Annotated in this window: 20 protein-coding genes, 3 tRNA genes and 1 pseudogene; 16 read left to right on the forward strand and 8 right to left on the reverse strand. The window is 71.0% G+C overall.

All coding sequences use genetic code 11. The features are described from left to right. Window position 1 precedes the first annotated feature (1 nt). Window positions 2–853, reverse strand: a complete 852-nt coding sequence (locus BM290_RS16040) for a S1C family serine protease (RefSeq protein WP_093614637.1) — start codon at window positions 851–853, stop codon at window positions 2–4. 201 nt (window positions 854–1,054) lie between these two features. Between BM290_RS16040 and BM290_RS16045 the strand changes: the two genes are divergently transcribed. Next, entirely contained in the window at window positions 1,055–1,426 is a 372-nt protein-coding gene (locus BM290_RS16045; protein WP_093614639.1) for a hypothetical protein, read from the forward strand. Between the two features lie 62 nt (window positions 1,427–1,488). Here BM290_RS16045 and BM290_RS16050 read toward each other — a convergent pair whose 3' ends face one another. Continuing rightward, window positions 1,489–2,187 carry a carbonic anhydrase gene (locus tag BM290_RS16050; RefSeq protein WP_093614641.1) on the reverse strand — a complete coding sequence of 233 codons (699 nt, stop codon included), beginning with the start codon at window positions 2,185–2,187 and terminating at the stop codon, window positions 1,489–1,491. A gap of 148 nt (window positions 2,188–2,335) precedes the next feature. Between BM290_RS16050 and BM290_RS16055 the strand changes: the two genes are divergently transcribed. Continuing rightward, entirely contained in the window at window positions 2,336–4,204 is a 1,869-nt protein-coding gene (locus BM290_RS16055) for an acyl-CoA dehydrogenase family protein (protein WP_093614643.1), read from the forward strand. 40 nt (window positions 4,205–4,244) lie between these two features. Here BM290_RS16055 and BM290_RS16060 read toward each other — a convergent pair whose 3' ends face one another. After that, complete coding sequence (locus tag BM290_RS16060; protein WP_093614645.1) at window positions 4,245–5,846, reverse strand: chitinase; 1,602 nt, start codon at window positions 5,844–5,846, stop codon at window positions 4,245–4,247. A 181-nt stretch (window positions 5,847–6,027) separates the two neighbouring features. Here BM290_RS16060 and BM290_RS16065 point away from each other — a divergent pair, with 181 nt between their 5' ends. Continuing rightward, window positions 6,028–9,042: an EAL domain-containing protein gene (locus BM290_RS16065; RefSeq protein WP_093614647.1), complete on the forward strand. Its 3,015-nt coding sequence runs from the start codon at window positions 6,028–6,030 to the stop codon at window positions 9,040–9,042. A 43-nt stretch (window positions 9,043–9,085) separates the two neighbouring features. Here the strand turns inward: BM290_RS16065 and BM290_RS16070 are convergent, their stop codons facing one another. Continuing rightward, window positions 9,086–10,438, reverse strand: coding sequence for an FAD-dependent oxidoreductase (locus BM290_RS16070; protein WP_177319731.1), 1,353 nt, complete (start codon window positions 10,436–10,438; stop codon window positions 9,086–9,088). A gap of 282 nt (window positions 10,439–10,720) precedes the next feature. Between BM290_RS16070 and BM290_RS16075 the strand changes: the two genes are divergently transcribed. The 8 genes and pseudogenes from BM290_RS16075 to BM290_RS49745 form a co-directional block, all read left to right on the forward strand. Next, a complete protein-coding gene (locus tag BM290_RS16075; protein WP_093614649.1) occupies window positions 10,721–11,104 on the forward strand; it encodes a hypothetical protein in 384 nt (127 codons plus the stop codon). Beyond that, entirely contained in the window at window positions 11,097–11,408 is a 312-nt protein-coding gene (locus BM290_RS16080; RefSeq protein WP_093614651.1) for a hypothetical protein, read from the forward strand. Before BM290_RS16075 ends, BM290_RS16080 begins: the two co-directional genes overlap by 8 nt. A gap of 147 nt (window positions 11,409–11,555) precedes the next feature. Next, entirely contained in the window at window positions 11,556–12,248 is a 693-nt protein-coding gene (locus BM290_RS16085) for a WXG100 family type VII secretion target (protein ID WP_093614653.1), read from the forward strand. A gap of 338 nt (window positions 12,249–12,586) precedes the next feature. Beyond that, the gene (locus BM290_RS16090; protein ID WP_093614655.1) at window positions 12,587–12,952 is read left to right on the forward strand and encodes a CdiA C-terminal domain-containing protein; all 366 of its coding nucleotides are present in this window, start codon (window positions 12,587–12,589) and stop codon (window positions 12,950–12,952) included. Window positions 12,953–12,964: 12 nt separating this feature from the next. Further along, window positions 12,965–13,414, forward strand: a complete 450-nt coding sequence (locus tag BM290_RS16095; RefSeq protein ID WP_093614657.1) for a SitI3 family protein — start codon at window positions 12,965–12,967, stop codon at window positions 13,412–13,414. Between the two features lie 155 nt (window positions 13,415–13,569). Next, window positions 13,570–14,118 carry a phospholipase gene (locus tag BM290_RS16100; RefSeq protein WP_093614659.1) on the forward strand — a complete coding sequence of 183 codons (549 nt, stop codon included), beginning with the start codon at window positions 13,570–13,572 and terminating at the stop codon, window positions 14,116–14,118. Between the two features lie 259 nt (window positions 14,119–14,377). Next, window positions 14,378–15,433, forward strand: a complete 1,056-nt coding sequence (locus BM290_RS16105; RefSeq protein WP_093614661.1) for a M35 family metallo-endopeptidase — start codon at window positions 14,378–14,380, stop codon at window positions 15,431–15,433. Window positions 15,434–15,665: 232 nt separating this feature from the next. Then, window positions 15,666–15,716: pseudogene (locus BM290_RS49745) on the forward strand (hypothetical protein); the annotation flags it as partial. 283 nt (window positions 15,717–15,999) lie between these two features. On the opposite strand, the gene BM290_RS16115 reads toward BM290_RS49745, so the two are convergent. The 4 genes from BM290_RS16115 to BM290_RS16130 all read right to left on the reverse strand — a co-directional run bounded on the left by BM290_RS16115 (window position 16,000) and on the right by BM290_RS16130 (window position 16,557). After that, window positions 16,000–16,074 (reverse strand) — tRNA-Val (locus BM290_RS16115). A 13-nt stretch (window positions 16,075–16,087) separates the two neighbouring features. Beyond that, window positions 16,088–16,158, reverse strand: a tRNA-Cys gene (locus BM290_RS16120). A 38-nt stretch (window positions 16,159–16,196) separates the two neighbouring features. After that, window positions 16,197–16,268: transfer RNA gene (locus BM290_RS16125), tRNA-Gly, on the reverse strand. A 94-nt stretch (window positions 16,269–16,362) separates the two neighbouring features. Further along, window positions 16,363–16,557: a hypothetical protein gene (locus tag BM290_RS16130; RefSeq protein ID WP_093614801.1), complete on the reverse strand. Its 195-nt coding sequence runs from the start codon at window positions 16,555–16,557 to the stop codon at window positions 16,363–16,365. 148 nt (window positions 16,558–16,705) lie between these two features. Here BM290_RS16130 and BM290_RS16135 point away from each other — a divergent pair, with 148 nt between their 5' ends. The 5 genes from BM290_RS16135 to BM290_RS16155 all read left to right on the forward strand — a co-directional run bounded on the left by BM290_RS16135 (window position 16,706) and on the right by BM290_RS16155 (window position 24,118). Continuing rightward, window positions 16,706–17,338, forward strand: coding sequence for a class I SAM-dependent methyltransferase (locus BM290_RS16135; protein ID WP_093614663.1), 633 nt, complete (start codon window positions 16,706–16,708; stop codon window positions 17,336–17,338). A 7-nt stretch (window positions 17,339–17,345) separates the two neighbouring features. Beyond that, window positions 17,346–18,893, forward strand: a complete 1,548-nt coding sequence (locus BM290_RS16140; RefSeq protein ID WP_093614665.1) for a bifunctional AfsR/SARP family transcriptional regulator/alpha/beta hydrolase — start codon at window positions 17,346–17,348, stop codon at window positions 18,891–18,893. An 82-nt stretch (window positions 18,894–18,975) separates the two neighbouring features. Beyond that, window positions 18,976–19,587, forward strand: a complete 612-nt coding sequence (locus tag BM290_RS16145) for a hypothetical protein (protein ID WP_143133757.1) — start codon at window positions 18,976–18,978, stop codon at window positions 19,585–19,587. Between the two features lie 92 nt (window positions 19,588–19,679). Next, window positions 19,680–21,968: a putative bifunctional diguanylate cyclase/phosphodiesterase gene (locus BM290_RS16150; protein WP_093614669.1), complete on the forward strand. Its 2,289-nt coding sequence runs from the start codon at window positions 19,680–19,682 to the stop codon at window positions 21,966–21,968. A gap of 86 nt (window positions 21,969–22,054) precedes the next feature. Then, a complete protein-coding gene (locus BM290_RS16155) occupies window positions 22,055–24,118 on the forward strand; it encodes a methyl-accepting chemotaxis protein (RefSeq protein ID WP_143133758.1) in 2,064 nt (687 codons plus the stop codon). Window positions 24,119–24,332: the final 214 nt, after the last annotated feature.

Consider the following 24,332-nt stretch of genomic DNA (forward strand, 5'->3'; position numbering starts at 1 on the left):
ATCAGAGGGGCGGCGACCGGCCGTCGCCCTCGCCTGCGCCGCCGAGGGCCGCGCCGATCGGGACGGCGAAGCCGATGCCGATGAAGGTGCCCGCGCCGCTCGGGTTGGCCAGCGCGATCACGATGCCGACCACCTGCCCGCGGTCGTTGATCAGCGGGCCGCCGGAGTTGCCCGGGTTGACCGCCGCGTCGAACTGGATGAGGCCCTCGATGTCGGCCTCGCCCCTGTCCCGGTTGAGTACCCGTTCCAGGCCGGAGACCACACCGCTGCTGGTGCTGAAGGTCAGGCCGAGCGGGTTGCCGATCGCCACCACGTCGTCGCCGACCCGGCTGCCGCCGCCGAGCACGGCCGGGACCAGCGTCTCCGGCAGTTTCTCGGGGGTGAGGGTGGCGATGTCGCGGGCCGGGTCCTCGGTGGCGGGCCGGGCCGTGGCCTTCGTGCCGTCGGCATAGGTGAGCTGGATGCTCTCCGCGCCGTCGACGACGTGCAGGGCGGTGAGGATGGTGCCGTCGGCGTTGGCGATCACGCCGGTGCCGGTGCCGGCCTCCAGGCGGTTCTGCGCGTCGTGCCCGGTGGTCTGGATGAGCACCACCGACGGCGTGAGGGTCTGATAGATCTCGGACACCGTGAGGGGGGCGTCGGACGCCGAGGGCGAGGCCGAGGGGCGGGCGGCGGCGGGCGCCGGATCGTCGTCGCCACCGCGGACGGCCACCAGCGCCGTGATCGTCACGGCCCAGGCCACGATCGCCCCGATGAGCACCCGGCGGCGCAGCTCAGGAGTGCTCCACCGGCTCTTCGGCTCCTCCGGAGCGGGCTCCGGCTCGACCGGCCCGTCCGGGCGGAGCACCGTCATCACGATGCGACCGCCTGACTCTGCATTCATCGACCCTAGAAGCGTTTCCTAGGAATTCGCCATGAGAGTTCTGATGGTTTCCGGAACGCAAAATCCGCCACGGATTCAGAAAACTGGCATATCGCCGTCTTGTCGTCGCGTGAACCGGCTGCAAGGGTATCGAAGAAGTCCGATGTCAACGGGGAATATGGAGGCACCACCATGGCACGCGCCCGCAATCTGGTGACGGCCGTCGTGGCCGGCACGATGCTCTCGGCCGGCCTGTTCGCGTCACCCGCACTGGCGGCGACCGACTCCTTCACACTCTGCGCCTATCCGCTGAACTGCTCGGCGGCGTCGGTGGGCGGCACGGTGAACTGGGACGCCGACGTCCTGACGGCCACGGCGGTCAACAACTCGTACAGTTCGGTCACGGTGACCGTCGCGACGGCGAGCACCAGCAGCCGGACCACGGTGCTGCGCGGCGGCCGGTCGACCTTCACCCGGGCGGTCGCGGCGACCGACCCGAGCGTGCAGATCCGGCTCTGCCCGGTGGCCACCACGTGCACCTCGGTCACGCTCACCCGGCACTGAAACGCCTTGCGGGGGCGGCGCCGTGACGGCGCCGCCCCCGCAGCCTGCGTGGCTCGGAAGGGTCAGGACAGGACGGTGACCTTGCCCGAGTCCAGGTCGTAACGGGCGCCGACGATCTTCATGTGCCCGGCCTCCACCTTCTCCCGGAAGATGGCGCTCTGCGCCAGAACGGCCGCGGCCTGCGCCTTCACGTTCGCCTGGACGCCCTTCTCGACGGCGTCGGGGTCGTTGGCGTACGGGCCGACGATCGGCGTGAGGGTGTCGACGATCGCCTGGATGCTGCCGGGCGCCTTGCCGCCGGAGCGCACACAGCCCTGGGTCGCCGCGACCGCGCCGCACCGCTCGTGGCCGAGGACCACGACCAGCGGCGGCACGAACTCCTCGGCCGCGTACTCCATGCTGCCCAGCAGCAGCGGGTCCACCGCGTTGCCGGCCACCCGGTTCACGAACAGGTCACCGACGCCCTGGTCGAAGAGCAGCTCGGGGGCGACCCGCGAGTCCGCGCAGCCCAGGATGATCGCGAACGGGTGCTGGCCCTTGGCGACGGCCCCGATCCGCTCCCGGCTCAGGTGCGGGTGCTTGGCCTTGCCGGAGATGAAGCGCTTGTTGCCGGCCAGAAGCTCAGCGAGGACCTTGTCCGGGGTCAGACCGGACTCCGTGGCCAGCGCGGCCGAGGAGCCGACACCGGCCAGGGCGACCGATCCGGCGGCGGCGCCGCCGGCACCGAGGAACAGACGGCGGTTGAGCTTCGACTGCAGCAAGGGACTCTCCTGAATTTCGATCTCAGCGGGTTACGCCACGACTGATCGGCCCGGCCGGACCGCCACGAAGGGGAGCAACCGAATGCCTACCGACCGCTACCACTCGGTAACGCGAGTGCGTAGCGTGGCCCGGAGGAGGGGGTATGTGATGAGCGCGAACGTCTCGGAGAAACAGGCACGGCAGACCGCTGAAGCCGCTCGCGAGTCCGAGTGGCGGCAGCCCAGCTTCGGTAAAGAGCTCTTCCTGGGCCGGTTCCGGCTCGACCTGATCCATCCACGACCGGCCCCGGCGCCCCGGCCGGAGTTCCTCGACCGCCTGGCCGCTTACCTGCGGTCCGAGGTGGACGGCGCCCGCATCGAGCGGGAGGCACGCATCCCCGACGAGGTCTTCCACGGCCTCGCCGGGCTCGGCGCCTTCGGCATGAAGATCGACCGGGAGTACGGCGGACTCGGCCTGTCCAATCTGCACTACTGTCAGGCGCTCACGATGACCGGCTCGGTGAACGCCGCGGTGGGCGCCCTGCTGTCGGCGCACCAGTCGATCGGCGTGCCGCAGCCGCTCAAGATGTTCGGCACGCCCGAGCAGAAGAAGGCGTTCCTGCCCCGGCTGGCGGCCGGTGAGGTGTCGGCGTTCCTGCTCACCGAGCCGGACGTCGGCTCCGACCCGGCCCGGCTGGGCACCGTGGCCGAGCCGGTCGAGGGCGGCTTCAGGCTCAACGGTGTGAAGCTGTGGGCCACCAACGGCACTGTCGCCACCCTGCTCGTGGTGATGGCGCGGGTCCCGGAGAAGGGCATCACCGCGTTCGTCGTCGAGGGCGACTCGCCGGGCATCACCGTCGAGCGGCGCAACGCGTTCGTCGGCCTGCGTGGCCTGGAGAACAGCGTGACCCGCTTCCACGACGTGTTCGTGCCGGAGGCGAACGTGATCGGCGGCCTCGGAAAGGGCCTGCGGATCGCGCTGACCACGTTGAACACCGGCCGGCTGTCGCTGCCGGCGATGTGTGTGGGCGCCGGCAAACGGGCGCTGGCGATCGCCCGCGAGTGGTCGGCGGACCGGGTGCAGTGGGGCCGTCCGGTCGGCTCGCACGAGGCGGTGGCCAAGAAGATCGCGTTCATCGCGGCGTCCACCTACGCCATGGAGTCCATGCTGGATCTCTGCTGCCTGATCGCCGACGACGCGCGCAACGACATCCGGATCGAGGCGGCCCTGGTCAAGCTGTTCGCCAGCGAGATCGCCTGGCAGGTCGCCGACGAGCTGGTGCAGATCCGCGGCGGCCGGGGCTACGAGACGGCAGCGTCCCTGGCCGCCCGTGGCGAGCGCCCGTCGGAGGCCGAGCAGATCCTGCGTGACCTGCGGATCAATCGGATCTTCGAGGGCTCGACCGAGATCATGCACCTGCTGATCGCCCGGGAGGCGGTGGACGCGCACCTCGCGGTGGCGGGCGACATCATCGACCCGGAGGCCGGCCTGGGACGCAAGGCCCGCGCGGGGGCGCAGGCCGGGGCGTTCTACGCGCGGTGGCTGCCCACCCTCGCGGTGGGTCCGGGGCAGAACCCCGCGGGGTACGGCGAGTTCGGCCCCCTGGCGGCGCATCTGCGGTACGTGGAACGCACGTCCCGCAAGCTGGCCCGGTCGACGTTCTACGCGATGTCCCGCTGGCAGGGCAAGCTGGAGCGCAGGCAGGCGTTCCTGGGCCGGATCGTGGACATCGGCGCGGAGCTGTTCGCCATGACGGCGGCGTGCGTGCGCGCCCACGCCGAGCGCGACGACCGCCCGGAGGGCCGTGAGCTGGCCGACCTGTTCTGCCGGCAGGCCCGGCTGCGCGCCGAGGAGCGGTTCGCGGCCCTGTGGGACAACACCGACCGGCTGGACGTGACGGCCGCCGAGCGGGTGCTGGCCGGCCGCTACGCCTTCCTGGAGGAGGGCGTGATCACGCCACCGTCGGACGCGCCGTGGGTGGCGCCGTGGTCGCCGGGCCCGAGCACCACCGAGGACGTGCGCCGGCGCCTGGGATGACGGGAACGTCCCCGGGCCGGCCGGCCCGGGGACGCTCGTCTCAGTTGGTGACCGGTTCACCCGGCACGAGGAACAGCGGCTTCCACGGGTCGTCGGGACTGATCGGGTACTCGGTCGACGGCGCGTCGCCGGTGCTGGTCCACCGGGCCTCGTACGGCAGCCCGCCGAACATCACCCGCTGCCCGCGCGAGTAGATCGTCTTCGGATCCCACTCGCCGGTCACGCCGGTGACCGTCGGGCTCGGTGACGGCGCCACGTCGGCCGAGGTCACCGGGCCGATCACCGACCACGGGGTGGGCGTGGTGGCGTCGCCGCCGGCCGACGGGTCGGTGCCCTGGTTGGCCCACTTCGCCTCGTAGACGACGCCGTGCCAGACGACCTTGTAGCCACGCACGTACTGGGCGGTGAGCCGCCACACCGGGTAGGGGCTCTTGGCCGGGTCGTCGGTGACCGCGGACTGCGCCGGAATGGTCACCGCCTCCCGCCCGGAGCTGCCCACGATCGCGCCCGGCAGGTCGGCGAACACCTTGGAGAAGGCGAGCTTCTCCTGGGCGACGCCGCTGCACGTGTTGGAGTGGACGACCACGTTGGTGAAGGTGCCGGTGCACGGGGCGTCCCGGTTCAGCGACCACATCGACACCCGGCCGAGGCCGTTGTCGACGGCGAAGGCGGCCAGCCCCCGCGCGTCGGCGACGGTGAACCGCTCGGCGTCGATGTCGTTCTGCCCGATCATCGGGGTGGCGCCGATCCGCGACCACACCTCGGGCCCGGTCAGCTGCACGCCGAGGCGCAGGTAGAGGTCGGACAGCTGCTTGTGGGTGGCCTCCAGCGCGCTCTTCCCGAGCTCCAGCATGTCCGGACCGGCGCCGGCGGTCCCGTAGTCCATGATCATCACGTTCACGCCGCGCAGCGCGACGCCACCCGCCAGGGTGATCCGGATCGCGGCGAGCCCGGCGGCGGTGAGGCCGTCCGGCGTGACCGGCAGCGTCATCCACACGTCCAGCGTCTTGCCCTCGGCCTTCCGCTCGGCCTGCAGCGTCTTGAGAGCGAGCGCCCGGCGCTGCAGGGACGCCGTGTCGGCGACGGCGGTGCCCTCCACGTCCAGGTCGAGGGTGTCCAGCTGGTAGCGGCGCACCAGCTGCCGGTAGGCGTCGGTCAGCCGCGCCTGGTCGGCGCAGGCCACCGCCAGCTCGGAGTTGGTCAGGCCGCCGACGCTGAGCATCACGTCGCCGCCGGCCGCCCGCAGCTGCTCGATCCGCCGGTCCAGCTCCAGCGACGCGGCCGCCTCGTCCGGCGTGTAGGCCCCGCCCCAGCTGGGCGCGCACCCGTCCTTCGGGTCGGCCACCACGAACGCGAGAGCCACGTCGTTGGCCGGGTTCACCGCCGGGTCCTGGAACTCGAACGTCGGGGTGAGCGTGACGTCGACGTACGGCACCGCCCACGACTTCGCGGCCGGGCCGGCGCTGTCCCGGTAGTGGACCACCGCGGCCGCGCCGCCCCCGGCCACCCCGGCCACCAGCAGGATCAGGAAGCCGAGCCGCAGCCAGGACAGCTTCTGCACCGGCCCCTCGGGCTCCTCCCAGTCCGGGTCCGCGAGCGGGTCGTCCGGGGGCCGCGCCAACTGCGGGGTGGCGGTCTGCATGGTTGGCCTCTCGATCGCGGGTCCTCGTCGGCTTCACGAATCGGCAGGTCACGCCCGCGCTGAAGGCAACCAACCGGAAACCTTCAAGCGACCGGGCGGGTCCGCCGATGGTGCCGGTCGACGGGCACCGGCGGAAACGCGCCGGGACCGGCGTCCCATCCCCAGTGAGAGGCCATCCCACATGCAGCGCAAACCGGTGGAGCAGCACCGGCCCGACACTCCACGGCAGTGGGGCGCGGACCGGCGGACGGCCCCCCACCCGCTGATTCCGCCGCCCGTCTCCGAAGGCCGGATCGCCCGGGGACGGCTCGCCATCGTCCTGACCATCGCGGTCTGGGCCTGTTATGTCGCCTACACGGTGTTCGAGCAGTTCATCGTGGGCCGGGCGAACAGCCCGAAGCTGGTCGTCGAGGCGATCGTCTACATGCTGGTGGTCACCGCGCTGATGGGCTCGGCGATGGCCTACCTGATCACCCGGATCGGGTTCTTCTACCGCAGCCGGTCGCACCACCGGGCGCCGCGGATCGCGCTCGACCCGTTCCTGGCCGGGCCGACCCCGTCGGTGACCGTGCTGGTGCCGTCCTATCAGGAGGACGAGCGGGTCGTCCGGACCACACTGCTGTCGGCGGCGCTGCAGGAGTACCCGGGTCTGCGGGTGGTGCTGCTCATCGACGACCCGCAGAAGCCGAGGACCCGGGCCGCGCGGGACCTGCTGCTCTCGGCCCGCGCCCTGCCCGGCGCGATCGAGGCGGAGCTGGCCGTGCCGTTCACCCGGGTGCAGGCGGCGTACGAGCGTTTCGAGGCCGGCCTCGGCGGTGGCGTGGCGGCCATCGAGGACATGCGCGACCTCGCGGCCGAGTACCGGTTCGCGGTGGGCTGGCTCGACGGCCTCGGCCGGCGGCAGGAGATGGTGGACCACACCGACGCGTTCTTCGTCGAGCACATCGTCAACCGGCTCGCCGGTGATCTCGGCACCATCGCCGAGGCCCTGGAGCGCGGCGCCACCGAGGAGGCGGTGCTGCCGGTCGAACGGATCGTGCAGCTCTACCGGCGGCTGATGGCGATCTTCGACGCGTCGGTGACCGGCTTCGAGCGCAAGCGGTACGTGTCGCTGTCGGCCGAGCCGAACAAGGCGATGAACCTGAACAGCTACATCGGCCTGATGGGCGGCAGCTACCAGGAGGTGAGCACCCCGATGGGGATCGCGCTGGTCTCCGCCGGCGCCGGCCGGGCCGAGGTGACCATCCCGAACCCGGACTACGTGCTCACCCTGGACGCCGACAGTGTGCTGCTGCCGGAGTACTGCCTGCGGCTGGTGCACCTGATGGAGCAGGGCGCGTACGCCCAGTGCGCGGTCACGCAGACGCCGTACAGCGCGTTCCCCGGCGCGGCGACCCGGCTGGAGCGGATCTCCGGCGCCACCACCGACATCCAGCACATCGTGCACCAGGGCATGACGCACTACGACGCGACGTTCTGGGTCGGCGCGAACGCGGTGCTGCGCAAGAAGGCGCTCGACGACATCTGCGAGGTCGCCTACGAGGGCGACTGGGAGATCAAACGCTACATCCAGGACCGTACGGTCATCGAGGACACCGAGTCGACGATCGACCTCGGGGTGCGCGGCTGGACGCTCCACAACTACCCGGAACGGCTGGCGTACAGCGCCACCCCGCCCGACTTCGGCTCGCTCTGCATTCAGCGGCAGCGCTGGGCCAACGGCGGCCTGCTCATCCTGTCCCGCTTGAAGGACCAGGTGAGGGCCCGGTCGGCGCGCGGGCAGAAGAACCGTTTCGGCGAGCTGTTCCTCCGGGTCAACTACATGGCCTCCATCTTCTGGAGCTCCATCTGCCTGGTGATCATGCTGGCGTACCCGTTCAACGCCGACCTGCTCAACCCGGTGCTGCTGCTGGTGTCGGTGCCGTACTTCATGATGATGGCCGCCGACCTGCGATACGTCGGCTACAAGCGCATGGACATCCTGCGCATCTACGGTTTCAACCTGATCCTGCTGCCGGTCAACCTCTCCGGCAGCTTCGCCTCGATGCTCCAGCTGCTCACCGGCGAGAAGAGCCAGTTCAAACGTACGCCCAAGGTCCGCAACCGGACGACCGCGGCGACCACCTACCTGCTCGCCCCGCTCGCCCTGATCGCGCTCTGCGCCTGGACCGTGGTCCGGGACGTGCAGCTGGGCCAGTGGTCGAACCTGGTCTTCGCCGTGGTCAACCTGGTCCTCGCCTCGTACGCGATGATCGCCTTCGTCGGCCTCGGCAACACCGTGGTCGATCTGCTCACTCACCTGAAGGGCTGGCTGTACCGCCCGGTGCAGCCGAAGAAGTCCCGTTCCGCCCCGGCCGCGAAGCCGGTCGCGCCCGGTCACGGCGAGGGCCGCGCGATGGCCGGCGCGATCGGCGACTGGGCGTCGGTGCTGCACTACGGCGCCGAGGGCAACTCCCCCGGCCTGGTCGCGGTCCGGGCGTCCCAGGCCGCCGCCAGCCGCCGCGGGGTCCGCACCCCGCAGGCGTCCAGCTCGTTCGAGGAGTACACGTTCTTCACGGTGTTCCAGCCGATCTTCGAGCTGGAGTCGGGTGAGGTGGCCGGTTACGAGGCGCTGACCCGGTTCGCCGACGGCAGCAGCCCGCACCAGGGGCTGGCCGACGCGCAGGAGCAGGGCCGGCACATCGACCTGGACGCCGCGCTGGTCCGGGCCGCGATGGCGTCGGCGGTGTCGCTCCCGGAGGGCACCTGGCTCGCGGTGAACGTCTCGCCCGGGCTGCTGCGCCGGCCCCGCGAGCTGGAGGAGCTGGTCGCCGAGAGCGACCGGCCGATCGTCCTGGAGATCGACGGCGCCGAGCCGGAGGACCTCGTCGACCTGCCCGCCGGGGTGCGGATCGCGGTCGACGACGCCGGCGCCGGCTACGACAGCCTGGCGCGGGTGGAGTCGCTGAAACCGGCGTTCCTCAAGCTGGGCCGCAAGGCACTGGACGGGGTGGCGACCGAGGGCGCGCGGCGCGCGTCGATCCGGTCGCTCGTCGAGTTCGCCCGGGAGAACGGCTGCACGGTGATCGCCGAGGGCATCGAGTCGGCGTCGCAGCGGGACGCGCTCGCGGCCTGCGGCGTACCCCTCGGTCAGGGCTTCTATCTCGGCAAACCGGTGCCGGTGGAACGCGCCCTGGCCGACGCCGCCACCCGCTGACGCGACAAGGGCCTCTCCGCGGAGAGGCCCTTGTCGCGTGGGATCAGCCGCGGGAGATGGCGGTCATCTCCTCGCGGTCGACGACCTTGATCCGCTTGCGGCCCTGCGGCTCGCCGAGCGCGATCTCGTGGGCGTCCAGCAGCTGCCAGCCGGCCCAGGTGGTGATCGGCAGGCCGCGCTGCTCCAGGTACGCGATCGGGGCGGCCGGGTCACCCTCGGGCGCCTCCGGCAGCCGGCCCTCGGCCTGGTCCTCCAGCAGGCTGGCGACGGTCTCGCCGGAGCAGCCCTTGGTGTGGCCGATCAGGCCGACCGGGCCCCGCTTGATCCACCCGGCCACGTAGGTGCCCGGGATGTGCTCGCCGTCCAGGTCGATGACCCGGCCCGCGGCGTGCGGGATGGTGCCGGTCCGGGTGTCGAACGGCAGGTCCGGCAGCGCGCTGCTGAGGTAGCCGACGGCCCGGTAGACGGCCTGCACCGGCCAGTCGGTGAACTCGCCGGTCCCGCGGACCCAGCCGTCGCCGGTCAGCTCCTGGGTCTCGGTGCGCAGGCCGACGACCTTGCCGTCCTCGCCGAGCACCTCGACCGGCGCCTGCAGGAAGTACATGTGGAGGCGGCGCGGCCGGTCCCGCGGGTCACGGACCGCCCAGTTCTGCAGGATGTCGACACACATCTTGATGTGCCGGGTCTGGCGCATCGCCTCCAGGCTGGCCTCGTCGAACTCGATGCCCTCCGGGTGGACGATCACCTCGACGTTCGGCGAGTGGTCCAGCTCGCGCAACTCCTGCGGGGTGAACTTGACCTGCCCCGGGCCACGCCGCGAGAACAGGTGCACGTCGGTCACCGGGCTCGCCTTGAGCGCCTGGTAGACGTTGTCCGGGATCTCGGTGACCAGCAGCTCGTCGGCGGTCTTGGCGAGGATCCGGGCCACGTCGATGGCCACGTTGCCGGCGCCGATGACGGCGACCTCCCTGGCCTCCAGCGGCCAGTCGCGCGGCACGTCCGGGTGGCCGTTGAACCAGGAGGCGAAGTCGGCGCCGCCGAAGCTGCCCTGCAGGTCGATGCCGGGGATGTCCAGCGAGCGGTCCTTCTCGGCGCCGGTGGAGATCACCGTGGCATCGTAGAAGCGGTTCAGCTCCTCCGGCTTCACGTCGACGCCGTAGGAGACGTTGCCGACGAAGCGGATGCGCGGGTTGTCCAGCACCCGGAAGAGAGCGTTGACGATCTCCTTGATCCGGGGGTGGTCGGGCGCCACGCCGTACCGGATGAGGCCGTAGGGGGTGGGCAGCTTGTCGAAGATGTCGACGGTGACCGTCTCCGATGCCTTGATCAGATGGTCGGCGGCGTAGATGCCGGCCGGGCCGGCTCCGATGACGGCAACTCGCAGGGGGCGGTTCATGGTCGCTTCCTAACTCGCGCGCTTCGATTCCGTCAGCCAAGATCGACGGCAGGCCAGGGCGACTGTAAAACCTCAACCTAGGTTCAGATCAAAGCGACCCCCGTCCACAAATCCCGCAAACCGGACTTAGGGCACCCTTACGCAAGCCTCTGAGCTGCGGAAACAGCTATTTCTGTGTAACGGGTCTCCTCCGTCTCACCCGTCCCGGCCTGCAGGAACGCTGCTAGAATTCGGCGCTCGCCACCGCTTCGGCAAGACCGGCGATCTCACCACGGGGAGACGATGGACGAGCTGCTGGACCCTGACGCCTCGCTGACCTACCTGCGCGGCTGGCAGGACCGGGTGGAGCGCAACGCCGCGACCGCCCGCGACACCGCCGACCGGATAGCGGCGGTCCGGGGCACCGCCCGCGACGGCAACGACCTCACCGAGGTGACCGTCGACTCCACCGGCGCCCTCCTCGACATCCGCTTCACCGACCGCATCCACCGGTTCCCGCCGTCCGCCGTCGCCCGCGCCGTCCTCGACGCCTCCACCGCCGCCCGGCGGGCCGCCGCCGGCCGGGCCCGCGAGATCGTCACCGAGACACTCGGCCCCGACTCCCCGGCCGCCCGCGCCATCACCGCCCAGATCGACTCCCGCGCCGGAGAGGGACCCCATGGCTGACGGATTCTCCGCCGACGTCGACCAGATCCACGAGCACGCGGCGAAGATCGCGGCGGTCCGCGACCGGTTCGCCGCGATCACGGCCGCGAGCGCGGCCATCACCCGCAACGATGCGGCATACGGCCTGTTGTGCGGCTGGATGTCCGGAATCCTGCAGGAAAGGCAGGAGGCCCAGAAAACCATTTATTCGTACGTCGAGGAGAACCTCCGCCTCGCGCAAGAGGCACTGACCCGAACCGGTCACGACTACACCGCCGCCGACACGGCCGCCGCCGACCGCATCCGCCGCTCCGGAAGCCTCTGAGGCCACCCCGATGAGTCCGGTCGCCACTCCCCTCACCGCGCCCGCCGCCCCCGCCGCCACTCCCCTCACCGCGCCCGCCGCCCCCGCTGCCACTCTCCTCACCGCGCCCGCCGCCGCTCTCCTCACCTTCTCCGGGGGTGCTCACCGATGACTCTCGTCGCCGCCGCCACGTCCACCACCACCGGCACGACCGGCCTGTCCCTGGCGGAGAGTTTCCAGGGCGCCCTGCAGGCGGTGGAGAGCGGCAGCTGGGCCGACCGTGCCCTGGCCGGCGGGGCGTTCGCCGCCGAGACCGTCGCCACGGTGATCGACCCGTTCAGCGCACTCCTGGCCAACGGCCTCGGCTGGGCGATGGAGCATTTCGAGCCGCTACGCGAGATCCTCGACAAGCTGGCCGGCCTGCCCGACCTGGTCGCCGCCCACGCCGCCACCTGGCAGAACATGGCCACCGAACTCCACGACATGGCCGCCGACCTGCAGGGCCACCTGTCCACCGGAGTCCCCGACTGGCAGGGCGAGGCAGCCGCCACCTACCAGAGCCTGATGGCCAACAACGTCAACGTCCTCGATGGCCTGAGCGTCCTGGCCACCACCATGTCCTCGGCCACGCAGGCGGCCGGCAACCTGGTGTCGTTCACCAGAGACCTGGTCCGCGACCTGATAGCCGACCTGGTCTCCCGAGTGATCGTCTGGGCGGGCGAGGCCCTGCTGGTGGTGACCATCCCGGTGGTAGCCGCCCAGATAGCGTCAGCGGTGGCCAAATGGTCCGGCCGGATCGCCTCCTACACGAGCGCCCTGATAACCAGCCTCACCAACCTGACCCGCCTCCTGAACGGCTGACAATGCCCCCGAAACCAAAAGGCGCCGGCGGAGGCGGCGACACCCCGAACGGCCCGGGCAATACCTCACGCCCGCACGCCGGCGGCGCACCGGGAGGCGGGGGTGTCCGCTCCAACGAGGCTGCCGCCATGGCCACCGCCCGCCAAGGCCGAGCGACCCCAGCCAGCACCCCTTCGGACATAGCCCGTGGGCAACCCGATCACCTTTTCACCCGAGCAACCCATACACCTGGCGGCACCCCAACCGGAAACCCTTTGAGAGTCAGCCGCAAGGTTCCGAAGGATGACAAGAACGACAACCGTCGCTCGATTGATCGCGAGAACGAGGCGGCAGCGGTCATGGCCGACAAGGGATACTCCGTCCACCAGCAACCTACGAAACCAGAGGTCGCCGGCGCTCGTGAGGCAACAGGAGACACCGGCGACCCATTGAAAGATCCGGACTACCTGGTCGAAGGCCGAGTCTTCGACTGCTATGCCCCAAAGGGTGACAAATCACCTTATGGCATCTGGTCTGTCGCTAAAGAAAAGATCGTCGAGCTGCAAACGCAGAGGGTCGTCCTCAATCTGAAGGACTGGAATGGCGACATCAAAGACCTACAGCAGCAGTTCACCGATTGGCCGATCAACGACCTGAAGGAAGTGAAGGCAATTCTGCCGTCCGGCGAAATAGTCCAGATACTGCTACCGCGAACGAACGGATGACGACCCCCTCCCATGGCACTCGAATACAAGATCGCCCTTATCGGCGCCTCTTCGGAAGCAGAGATCGCCGAGCGAGGCTTTCCAGATCCGACCGATCAACTCACCGAGGTTCCACCGCTGCTCTCCGCAGACTTCAAGGAACGCTACGGCTTCCACGTCACGATCCTCGCCAGGGACGAGGCTTACATCGAAGTCGAGTGCAACGAGGGAACCTGGAGCCAGCAAATTCAAGGTCATGTATCACTTACTTTCAGAATGGACGGATCGGCCGACCCTCAGTGGTACATCGCAAATTTGATCGCCGTTGTCCGCCGCCTTCTTGAGACTGGCAACGAAGACTTCCTCCTGATCCTCGACCACGACACTCTTCTCCTGGCGCGGCTTGCAGAGACGCTCACCAAACATGACCGTGTCGGCTGGTGGGATCACTTCCCGGCGGCTGACGCCATGATCGCGGGGTAGCGCCTGTTTGCGCGGGGGACGGGAAACGGCAATCTGGTGCTGGGCTTGCGCCCGGTTTCAGGCTCCAGACTTAGTGATCGTTCGGGTTACCGATCGGTAGCCCGGGCGCCCACCGGCAGCCCGCTCGTCAGGGCGGGTCGTTCGAAGGAGCCTCGATGTCCGCGACACCACCGGTTGCGACTACCGCCGCTCGTCTCCGCCTTCTACCGTTCCGGGCCGTTCTGGCCGTGATCGTCTCGCTCGCCGTCGTTCTCGGCTCGGCGGGGCCGGCCCGGGCCGCGACCGCCGCCGAGAAGATGGCGGTGCTCACCTCGTTCACCCAGACGTCAGCCTCGTCCTACAACGCCTGGAACTCCGCCCGCAAGAACCAGGCGGACTGGGCCGCCTACGGCTTCGACTGGAGCACCGACTTCTGTTCGGCGAGTCCGGACAAGCCGCTCGGTTTCGATTTCACCCTGTCCTGTCACCGGCATGACTTCGGCTACCGCAACTACAAGGCGGCGGGCGCGTTCACCGACGCGAACAAGGGGCTCGTCGACACGGCCTTCTACGCCGACCTGAAACGTAAGTGCGCGACCTACTCGCCGGTGGTCCGCCCGGCCTGCCTCAGCCTGGCCTGGACCTATTACCAGGCGGTCTCGATCTTCGGCTCGCTCGCGTCGGTGGACGAGTCCGATCTGGACCGGGCCGCCGAACTGCTCTGAGTCACGGGACGGACGGCGGTCGCTCGCATCGAACGGCCGCCGTCCGTCTGTGGGAATGCGGCGCAGAGGCAGGCCCGAGCGGTGCTGCGGCAGTCGCGTTCCCGGCAGCCGACCCGGTTTCGGCCACGCGTGCCCCACCCCGGCCTGATGAGCCGCCGGTTGACTCGTTTCATTGACACATGCTGATATGTGATTCCCGCCGCCATCCCCCCATGGCGTCCCCACGGCGACCCGAAATCGCCGGCGAAAGAGGTCTCACATGCACCTGTCTCGACGCGGATTCTGGGCGGCGCTGCTCGCCGGAATCGTCGCACCCGGACTGATCCCCGCCGGGAGCCTCGCCGCCCCGGCCGGTCCGGCCGGTCCGGCCGCCCTGACCACGACATACCAGGTCGTCTCGGCCACCGACACCACGCTGACCATGCGTTTCACCGCACGCAACAGCTCGTCGGCGCCGATCGACGTGCGCTCGCTCGACCTGCCGCGGGCGCACCAGATCGGCGAGGTCCTCTCGGTGACCCGCGACGGCACGCCGGTCGAGTACCGCGGGAAGCTGGTGAAACTCGCCGCGTCGGAGAAGAGCGCCTACACCCGGATCCCGGCCGGTGGCGCCTACACCGTGGACATGCGGCTGGCCGACGACTACGACCTCTCCCGGGCCGGGACGTATCTCGTCACTCTGACGTCGACCGGGCTCACCTCCGGCCGCGGTGTCGTGCGTACCGTGACCGGCATCCGCGGCTCGGCCGCAGCGCTGCGCACCACCGCCGGCACCGTGACCACGAGCATCCAGCGGGCCGGTGTCGCCGCGGTCACGCTGCGGTTCTCGAACTGCTCGTCGAGTGAACAATCCCAGCTGCGGACGGCGATCGGCAACGCCCTCACCTACGCGACGCGCGCCCGGTCCTGGCTCGCCGGACACACCGCCGGCGGCGGCAACTACCTGACCTGGTTCGGGGCGTACAGCCCGGCCCGCTTCAACCGGGCGACCACCACGTTCGCCGCGATCACCGACGAGCTGACGAACCGGACGGTGGACCTGGTCTGCGACGCCGCCAGCCCCTACATGGCGTACGTCTACCAGGCCGATCACTACCGGATCCACCTCGGCCGCGGCTACTGGCCGGCCGCCGCCACCGGATGGGACTCGAAGGCCGGGACGCTGATCCACGAGTCGAGCCACTTCACCGTCAACGGTGGCGCCGACGATCACGTCTACGGTCTCGCCGAGGGTCAGCAGCTGGCCCGTACCGACCCGAACAAGGCGGTCGACAACGCGGACAACATCGAGCACTTCGCCGAGAGCCTCGGATGATCATGAGGAAGCGAGGAACCTTGCTCGTGGTCGCCGCCGCCGCGGTCCGGGTCAGGGCGCTCGGCGACTCGATCACCACCGGGCCGGGCCGCCCTCGCAGTGGTCCGGCGTGATTCCAGGGTGAGGTGATCGTCGGCGACGGCTCCCCGTCGACCTCGACCGGCTTCACCTACGCCGGTGGCCAGACCGTCAGCCAGGGTGGAACGCCACGGTCACCCGGTCCGGCGCCACGGTGACCGCCCGCAACGTCGACCGGACCGGCCGGCTCGGCGCCGGGACCACCGCGACCTTCGGTTTCGTCGCCACGTCCACCGGCGTCAACCCGAACCCGGCGACGCCCGGCATCGCGCGGGGCGTCCCGTCAGGCGTGGACGCCCCGCGCGCCGATGTGGCCGAGGCCGACGAAGATCCGGAGAGTGCAGGCCCGCTCGCGGCCGTGCCGGGCGCTGAAGAGGCGCCCCGCCCGCCCGGTGAACGGCGGCCGGACGGCTCCGGCCGCCGGCAGGATCGGCCCGGAGACGAGAACAGCCGGACACCCGAAACGGGCACCCGGCTGAACAGAAATCTGGTGGGCGATACTGGGATCGAACCAGTGACCTCTTCCGTGTCAAGGAAGCGCGCTCCCGCTGCGCCAATCGCCCGCATAACAAAGCGAGGTGGAGACGGGATTTGAACCCGTGTACACGGCTTTGCAGGCCGTTGCCTCGCCTCTCGGCCACTCCACCGAGGCGGCCGATGCAAGGATCAGCAACAGCCTTCTCCGAGCGGAAGACGGGATTCGAACCCGCGACCCTCACCTTGGCAAGGTGATGCGCTACCACTGCGCCACTTCCGCTTGTCTCGCAGGTTTCCCTGGCGACGGAAGAAACCTTAGCCGAGCCCGGGACCGGATGCCAAAGCACCCCCCGGTTTATGCATCGCGCCGCAGGTCAGACCCCCTCCGGCGAGTCCAGGAGCCGGCGGACCTCGGCGACAAGCTCGGCTTGGAACGCGGCGACGCTGCCGTCGACGACACCGATCCGGTAGTCCGTACCGGTCTCCGGGTCGTTGGCACGCTCACCGTCGCGGATGCCGGCGCTGCCGTCGCTGTGACCGGCGGTGTACGCCGCGAATGCTTCTTCCATCAGTGCCTCCTCGAACACGCGCGACAATCTCGCATGCCGGCCGCTCGCCGCAATACCGGCCACCGGTCGGACGAGATCCACCCGTTCCGGCAGCGGCGGGTCAGCCGGACGCCAGCGCCGTGACAGCCGCTAGGCGCACGGTTGTCCCATGGGAGAAGAACGAGGGAATCCGGTACGGGGGCGGTTCAACGCCGCGGTGCTGCGCGTTCTCGACGGGTACGCCCACCGCGTGCTGGGCGGTCACAAGGCGCCGTTGTTCGCCGGCCTGCCGGACCGGGTGGTCGAGATCGGGCCGGGCACGGGGGCGAACCTGCGGTACTACCGGCCGGGCACCCGGCTGGTGGCGGTGGAGCCGAACCCGTACATGCACGCCCCGCTGCGGGCGGCGGCACGGCGGCGCGGGATCACCGTCGAGCTGCTGCCGTCCGGGGCGGAGCGGATCGATCTGCCGGACGCCTCGGTGGATGTCGTGGTGAGCACGCTGGTGCTGTGCACGGTTCCCGATCCGGCGGCGGTGATCGGCGAGGTGGCCCGGATCCTGCGGCCGGGCGGGCGGCTGGTCCTGCTGGAGCACGTACGCGCCACGACCGCCGGATACACGCTGCTCCAGCGGCTGACGGCCGGTCCGTGGCGGTGGCTCTTCGAGGGGTGCGAGCTGTGCCGGGACACCGAGGACACCCTGCGCGGCGCCGGGTTCGCCACGGTCCGGGTGGAGCGCTATCACGCCCGTACCGTCTTGTTCCCGATCAATCCGCAGATCGCCGGGGAGGCGGTGCGATAGTCGGCGGATGAGGTTCCGGGTCCTCGGCGCCGTCCGGGCGTTCACCGCGGAGGGCGCGCCGATCGTCCTGGGCGATCGGCGCCGTGCCCTGCTCGCCGCCCTCCTGGCGCGGGCCGGGCGGGTGGTGCCCGCCGAGCGCCTGGCCGCGCTGCTGTGGGGTGCGGAGCAGCCGGCCGACCCGGCGGGGGCGTTGCACAGTCAGATCTCCCGGCTGCGGCGGGCGCTGCCGGGCGTCGTGATCGACACGGCGCCGCCCGGCTACGTGCTGCGGGCCGATCCGGACGAGATCGACGCGGGCCGGTTCGACCGGCTGGTGGCGGCCGCCCGCCGGCGGGACACGGCCGACCTGCTCGGTGAGGCGCTGGCGTTGTGGGAGGGGCCGGCCTATGCCGGCTTCGCCGACGACGAGGTGGCCCGCCTGGAGGCGATCCGGCTGGAGGAGGCCCGGCTGCACGCGACGGAGGCGTGGCACCGGGCGTTGCTCGACGCGGGACGGCCGGAGCTGCCCGCCCTGGAGGCGTTCGTGGCCGGTCACCCCTTGCGGGAACGGGCCCGCGACACCCTCATGCGTACGCTCTACGCGCTCGGCCGGCAGACCGAGGCCCTCGACGCGTACCGGGAGTACGCCGACCGCCTGGCCGGGGAGCTGGGTCTGGAGCCGTCGGCGGCGATCCAGGACACCCGTCTGCTGATCCTGCGTCACGCGCTGCCCGGCACGCGGCCCGCGGTCACGCCGCTGTCCATGCTGGAGGCTCGCTATCTGACCACCCCGGGCGCCCGGACGATCGCGACCGCCTCGCTGGGTGACGGGCCGCCACTGGTGGCGCTGCCGGGCTGGGTGTCCAGCATCGACGTGATCGCGTCCGGCCGGGATCCCCGCTCGTCGCTGCTGCAGCGCCTGGTCGGGCACGTCCGGCTGACCCTGTACGACAGGTTCGGCACCGGACTGTCCCGTGGCCCGGTGACCGATTTCGGGCTGGAGGCGGCGGTCGGCGAGCTGCGCGCGGTGGCCGAGCGGGCCGGCGGCCCGGTGAGCCTGCTGGCGATGTCCGAGGCCGGCCCGATCGCGGTGGCCCTGGCGGCGACGAGCCCCGAGCTGGTGCGGCGGCTGGTGTTCTTCGGCACCTACGCGGACGGGCCGGGCACGTTCCTGCGGCCGGACCTGAACGCCGCCCTGGTGACGATGGTCCGCACGCACTGGGGGCTGGGCGCGAAACTCTTCGCCGACCTCTACCGGCCGGACGCGACCGATGCGGCGGCCCGGCATCTGGCCGAGGTGCTGCGGAACTCGGCGGACCGGGAGGTGGCCGCGGCGTACCTGGCCGGCACGTACGAGACGGACGTGTCGGCGCTGCTCGGCCGGGTCCGGGCACCGGCGCTGATCCTGCACTACCGGGGTGACCGGGTGATCCCGTTCGCCGGTGGGCGGCAGCTGGCGGCCGGGCTCTCGGAGGCGCGGCTGATCCCGCTGGACGGGCCGTACCATCTGCCGGACGTCACCGACCTGGACCGGGTGGTGGCCACGATCAGCTCCTTCCTGACCACTCCGGGTTGACAGAGGTTTCCTGCTCGGCACACAGAGTCCGCACATACCGGCTCCGCACGATGGTCTTCGCCGACCTCCCGAGGAGCTACCGATGACAGTGAACGACCGGCTGACCACCGCCGTCCCCCGCGACCCGTGGGCCGCCCACGCCGACGAGCCGCCGACCACGGCGACCGAGATCATCGCGGTCCCGCGGCAGATCACCGCCGAGGAGGAGTCCGCGAAGGCGGAACCGGTGGATGACGCGGAGAAGGCAGCGGAAGCGGACAAGGTGGAGACCCCGGACGCGACCGGGATCCCCGGCGGCCCGCTCCCGCCGGCGCCGCCGGCCGCGTCGTGGCAGATCCCGGCGGGCAAGCCGAAGCGCAGCCCGAAGGTGGTGCTGCTCGCCGCCGTCCTGGTCACCGCGATCGCCAGCTCCGGCATCACGGCCGGGATCATGACGGCGATCGGTGGTGACGCCGCGCCGGCCGCCACCACGCAGAACGGCTCGACCGGCGGGCAGGGCGGTCCGGGCGGCGGTTTCGGCGGCGGCCCCGGCGGCGGCATGCGCGGAGGCGGCGGCATGCCCGGCGGCGCCCAGCAGGACTCCGGCGGCCAGCCGGATTCCGGTACGACACAGCAGGACCCGGGCACGGCCCAGCCGGACTCCGGCGCCACCCAGCAGGATGCCACCACCCAGCAGGGCACCACCGGCACCTGAGATCACGGCGCGGATGACCCGGCTCCGCGCGTGAGCCGGGTCATCCGCGCCGACTTCGATAAGACCGGCCCCACCCTCGCCGATAGAGGGGCATGACCCACGTCCAGGCCACCGGCGAAGCGCGCACCGCTCGGGCCGTCCTCGAGTTCCGGTTGCACCTGTGCGTGGGAGTGGCGCTGGTCGTCACCCTGCTGGCCGGGCCGGAGCAGTTGTCCTCACCGATCATGGCGCTGCTCCTGGCGCAGGGGATGTTCGCGATCCACCGGGGTCCGCGGCTGAACCGGCCGGCCGACGAGCGGCCGTGGCGCTACATCCGTCACGGCTCCTGGTTCTTCGTCGCCAGCTGCCTGCTGCGGGTGGTCCGGGAGTTGGGTGGCCTGCCGGAGTGGCTGACGCTCCTGCCGGATCTGCTGACCGTACCGGCGTACCTCATGGTGGGTTTCTGCTTCATGGTCATGCTGCGGCGGCGGCTGGCCGACGACGACGACTCGGCGCGGATCGACGCCCTGCTGGTGGGGCTCAGCATCGCCTTCCTCACCTGGGTCTTCCTGATCGCGCCCAACCTGGCCGCCGAGATGAGCGGGTCGCAGCTGGTCAATGCGGTCTTCCCGGTCTTCGACGTGACGATCCTGGTGCTCGGCGCCCGGCTGATGCTGTCCCAGGGTGTCCGGCAGCCGGCGCTGTGGACGCTGGTCCTCGCCTGTGCGGCGCTGTTCACCGGGGACGTCCTCTACTGCCTGCGTGAGGCGCTGGAGGTGGGTGTCCCGCAGCAGGTGGTCGACGCGTTCCTGCTGCTGATGTTCGTCCTGCTGACCGGGGCGGCGATGCACCCGTCGATGCGGTCGCTCACCGAGCCGCAGCGGGGCGTGACCCGCGACCTGAGCCGTGGCCGGACCGTCCTGATCGTGGCGATGGTGATCCTCCCGGTCGGGCTGACCGCGCTGATGCCGCCGGGTACCCCGATGAGTTACGTGTTCCGCGCCGTCCTGTGCCTGGCGCTGGTGCTGACCGTGCTGATCCGGGTGATCCGGTCGAACAACTCGCGGGCCCGCGCCGAGCAGATCAGCCGGCGCCGGGTCACCCACGACACGCTCACCGACCTGCCCAACCGTGAGCTGCTGACCGAGACGGTGTCGCGCTGGGCCGAGCGGGCCGCCGGCGAGCGGCTGGAGATCAGCCTGCTCTTCCTGGACCTCGACCGGTTCAAAATGATCAACGACAACTGGGGGCACCGGGTCGGCGACGAGCTGCTCCGGGCGGTCGCCGCGCGGCTGGTCCAGCAGGTGCGCGCGGAGGACGTGGTCAGCCGGATCGGCGGCGACGAGTTCGTGGTGGCCCTGGCCGGCCCGCCCAGCGAACGGCTGGGCGAGCAGCTGGCGGAGCGGCTGATCGCCGAGTTCAACCGGCCGTTCTCGCTCTCCATCGGCGATGTGGTGACCTCGGTGTCGATCGGGGTGGCCAGGTCCGGCGGCGACGTGCACGCGCTGGACCTGATCCGTGACGCGGACACGTCGATGTACCAGGCCAAGAGCAACGGCCGCAACATGTACGCGCTCTTCGACGCCTCGATGCGGGACCAGGTGCAGGACCGGGTCCGCCTGGAGCAGGCGCTGCGCGGCGCGGTCGAGCGCGGGGAGCTGGCCGCGCACTTCCAGCCGATCGTCGACCTGGCCTCCGGCGAGCTGGACGGTTTCGAGGCGCTGATGCGGTGGCACTCGCCGCAGCTGGGGCACGTGTCGCCGGTGCAGTTCATCCCGATCGCCGAGGAGACCGGCATGATCGAGGAGATGGGCTCGTGGCTGCTGCGCGAGTCGGTCCGGCAGCTTGCCGAGTGGACCGAGCGGCGCGGGCCGGACGCGCGTCCGCTGCACGTGTCGGTCAATGTCGCGGTGCGCCAGCTGCGTGACGGCTCGCTGGTACGGCTGGTCGACGACGCCCTGCGTGAGCACAACCTGCAGCCGTCCGCCCTGTGGCTGGAGATCACCGAGTCCGGCGTGATGGAGGACCTGGAGACGGCCCTGCTGACCCTGGACGCGCTGCGGACGATGGGCGTCACGCTGGCCGTGGACGACTTCGGCACCGGCTACTCCTCGCTGAGCTACCTGGACCGGCTCCCGGTCGGCATCGTCAAGATCGACCGGTCGTTCGTCTCGGGGGTCGGCGGGAACGGCGCCAAGGAGCCGATCGTCCGGGCGGTCCTGGCGATGACCCGGGCGATGGGACACCGGGTGGTGGCCGAGGGCGTGGAGACCGAGGCCCAGCGCGACTGGCTCCGCGAGCAGGGCTGTGACCTGGTGCAGGGATGGCTTTACAGCAAGGCCGACCTGCCCGCCAACCTCACGGCGTGGATCGACCGGGCGCCCGCCCTGTCCGAGGCCTGAGGTTCGCCGGCTCCGGGGTGCGGTGGTGGCCCCGGGAGGACGTGAACGCCGGACACGTTTCGGGTTCTGCCGTATAAAAGCCATATATGACGTCGAGTACCTCACCACCGTTGCTACGCCCGGTCCTCCGGGTCGCCGACCGGATCCGCACCGCGACACGGCTCGGCGTCGTCGTGTTCACGCTGCTGATCCCCGGCGCCCTGGCCACCGGCATGTACACCGCCGTGACCTCGGCCGACATCACCTTCAGCAGCCGCGAGCGGGAGGGCGCCGACGTCCTGCTCGCGGTGCTCACCGCTCTCACCGACACGGCGGGCGGGCGTACCCCCGATCTCGCCGCCGTCCGCACCGCCGCCGGGGCCTGGCCGGCCCTGGCGCTCGCCGACGCGGTGGCGTCCGTCCCGGACGTCGGCGACGGCTCCGCGCCGGCCCGGATCGCCACCGCCACCGCCCTGGCCGCCCTGGTCACGCAGGTCGGCAACAACTCCAACCTGATCCTCGACCCGGACCTGGACTCGTTCTACGTGATGGACGCCCAGGTGGTGCAGCTGCCGCAGGCGATCCTCGCCGCGATGCAGGCGGCCCTGCCGGTGCCCGAGGGCACCGCCGCCCGGGCCGCGGTGGCCACCCAGGCGGTGCTGGCCGGACGGCTGGCCGGCGCCGCGGGCGCGCTGCGCAACGACGCCACCACGGCGGCCGCGAACACCCACGATCCCGCTCTCGCCGGCCGGATCGGCGATCCGGTGCAGGAGTTCGCCGACCGCCTCGACGCGCTCGGCCGGCAGCTCACCGAGACGCTCGACCGGCCCGGCCCGGCCGATGCGGCAGCGGTCGCCGAGGCCGGCGCCGCCGTGGTACGGCCGCTGCACGACGCCCTGAACACGCTGCTGGAAGCGCGGATCGGCACCCTGTCGCTGGAGCGGGCCGTGGTGCTGACCGTGTCGATCGGCGGTTTCCTGCTGGCGCTCTGGTTCGCGCTCGGGGTGCTCTGGCGGACCGCCCACGACGTACGGCAGACGGTCGCCGCGGTGACCGCGATCGCCGGATCCGACCTGGAGCCGCGGCCGGTGCCGGAGGGCCGTGACGAGATGGGCGACATCGGCCGGGCGCTGACCGTGGCCCGGGACCGGCTGCTGGCCCAGGAGGCGGCACTGGCCAGCGCGGAGGTCGCCCGGGAGCAGCAGCTCCGGGCCGGGTTCCAGCACCAGCGGCGTGCCGAGACACAGTTCCGCCGCCGCACCCAGGAGATCGTCGACGAGTCCACCACGGTGATCGCCGGAGAGCTGCGGCAGGTGACCGAGAAGGTCGGCGAGGTCCGCGGGTCGTCCGAGGTGATCGACGAGCGGATCACCGTGGCCGACGTGGCCGCCACCGCGATCGTCGGACAGGCCCACCAGGCGGAACAGGTGATCACCTCGCTCGAGTCGAGCCTGCGCCGGGTGGCGACCGGCGCCGCCCTGGTCACCGACATCGCACGGCAGACCCGGCTGCTGGCGCTGAACGCGACGATCGAGGCGGCCCGGGCCGGGGACCTGGGATACGGCTTCACCGTCGTCGCCGACGAGGTCAAGCAGCTCGCCACCCACACCACCGAGTCGACCGACCAGATCATCGAGACCATCCACGACCTGGAGCGGGACACCACCGCGATGGCCCACACGATCACCACGATGACCGAGGGCATCGCGGCGGTCAGCGAGGCGGCGGTGTCGCTGCGGGCGGTCGCCGCCGACCAGTCCACGCTGATGGGCCGGCTGGGCGAGCAGATGACGAACACACTGGGCCGGGTGGAGGAGATGGCCGACCTGGCGCACCGTCTGGAGCGGCGTGAGCACGACCGGATCGCGATGGCCGGGCGGGTGGTGCTGCATTGTGCGGGCCGGCCGGCCGTGGAGGCCTCGCTGGTCAACATCAGCGCCGGCGGCCTGCGCTGTCTGACGAACGGCGGCGAGCCGATGGCCGAGGGCACCGACCTGGACGTCGACCTGACCAGCGGCGACGACCGGATGACCGTGCCGGCCCGGGTGGTGCACGCGGCACCGGCCCGCGGCGGCCTGGAGCTGGGTCTCCAGTTCCTGATCGCCGACGACACCCAAGCCGCCCGCCTGGCCGCGATGGCGGACCGGCTGATCGGCGTCGACGGGGACTGACGTCCGCTGATGGGACGACGTGGACGGTGACGACTCTCACCCCTAGGCTGAGCCGGCGCGATGTCGGTGTCCGAAGGGGAGTGTGGTGCGGTTCCGGCTTCTGGGTCCGGTCGAGGCGGCCGAGGAGGAGCGGGTCGTCGTGCTGGGCGCTCTCAAGCAGCGGCACCTGCTGGCCTCCCTCCTGTTCGACGGCGGGCACCCGGTCACCTTCGAG

It is taken from the genome of Actinoplanes philippinensis (genome assembly GCF_900113015.1).
Lineage (GTDB): Bacteria > Actinomycetota > Actinomycetes > Mycobacteriales > Micromonosporaceae > Actinoplanes > Actinoplanes philippinensis.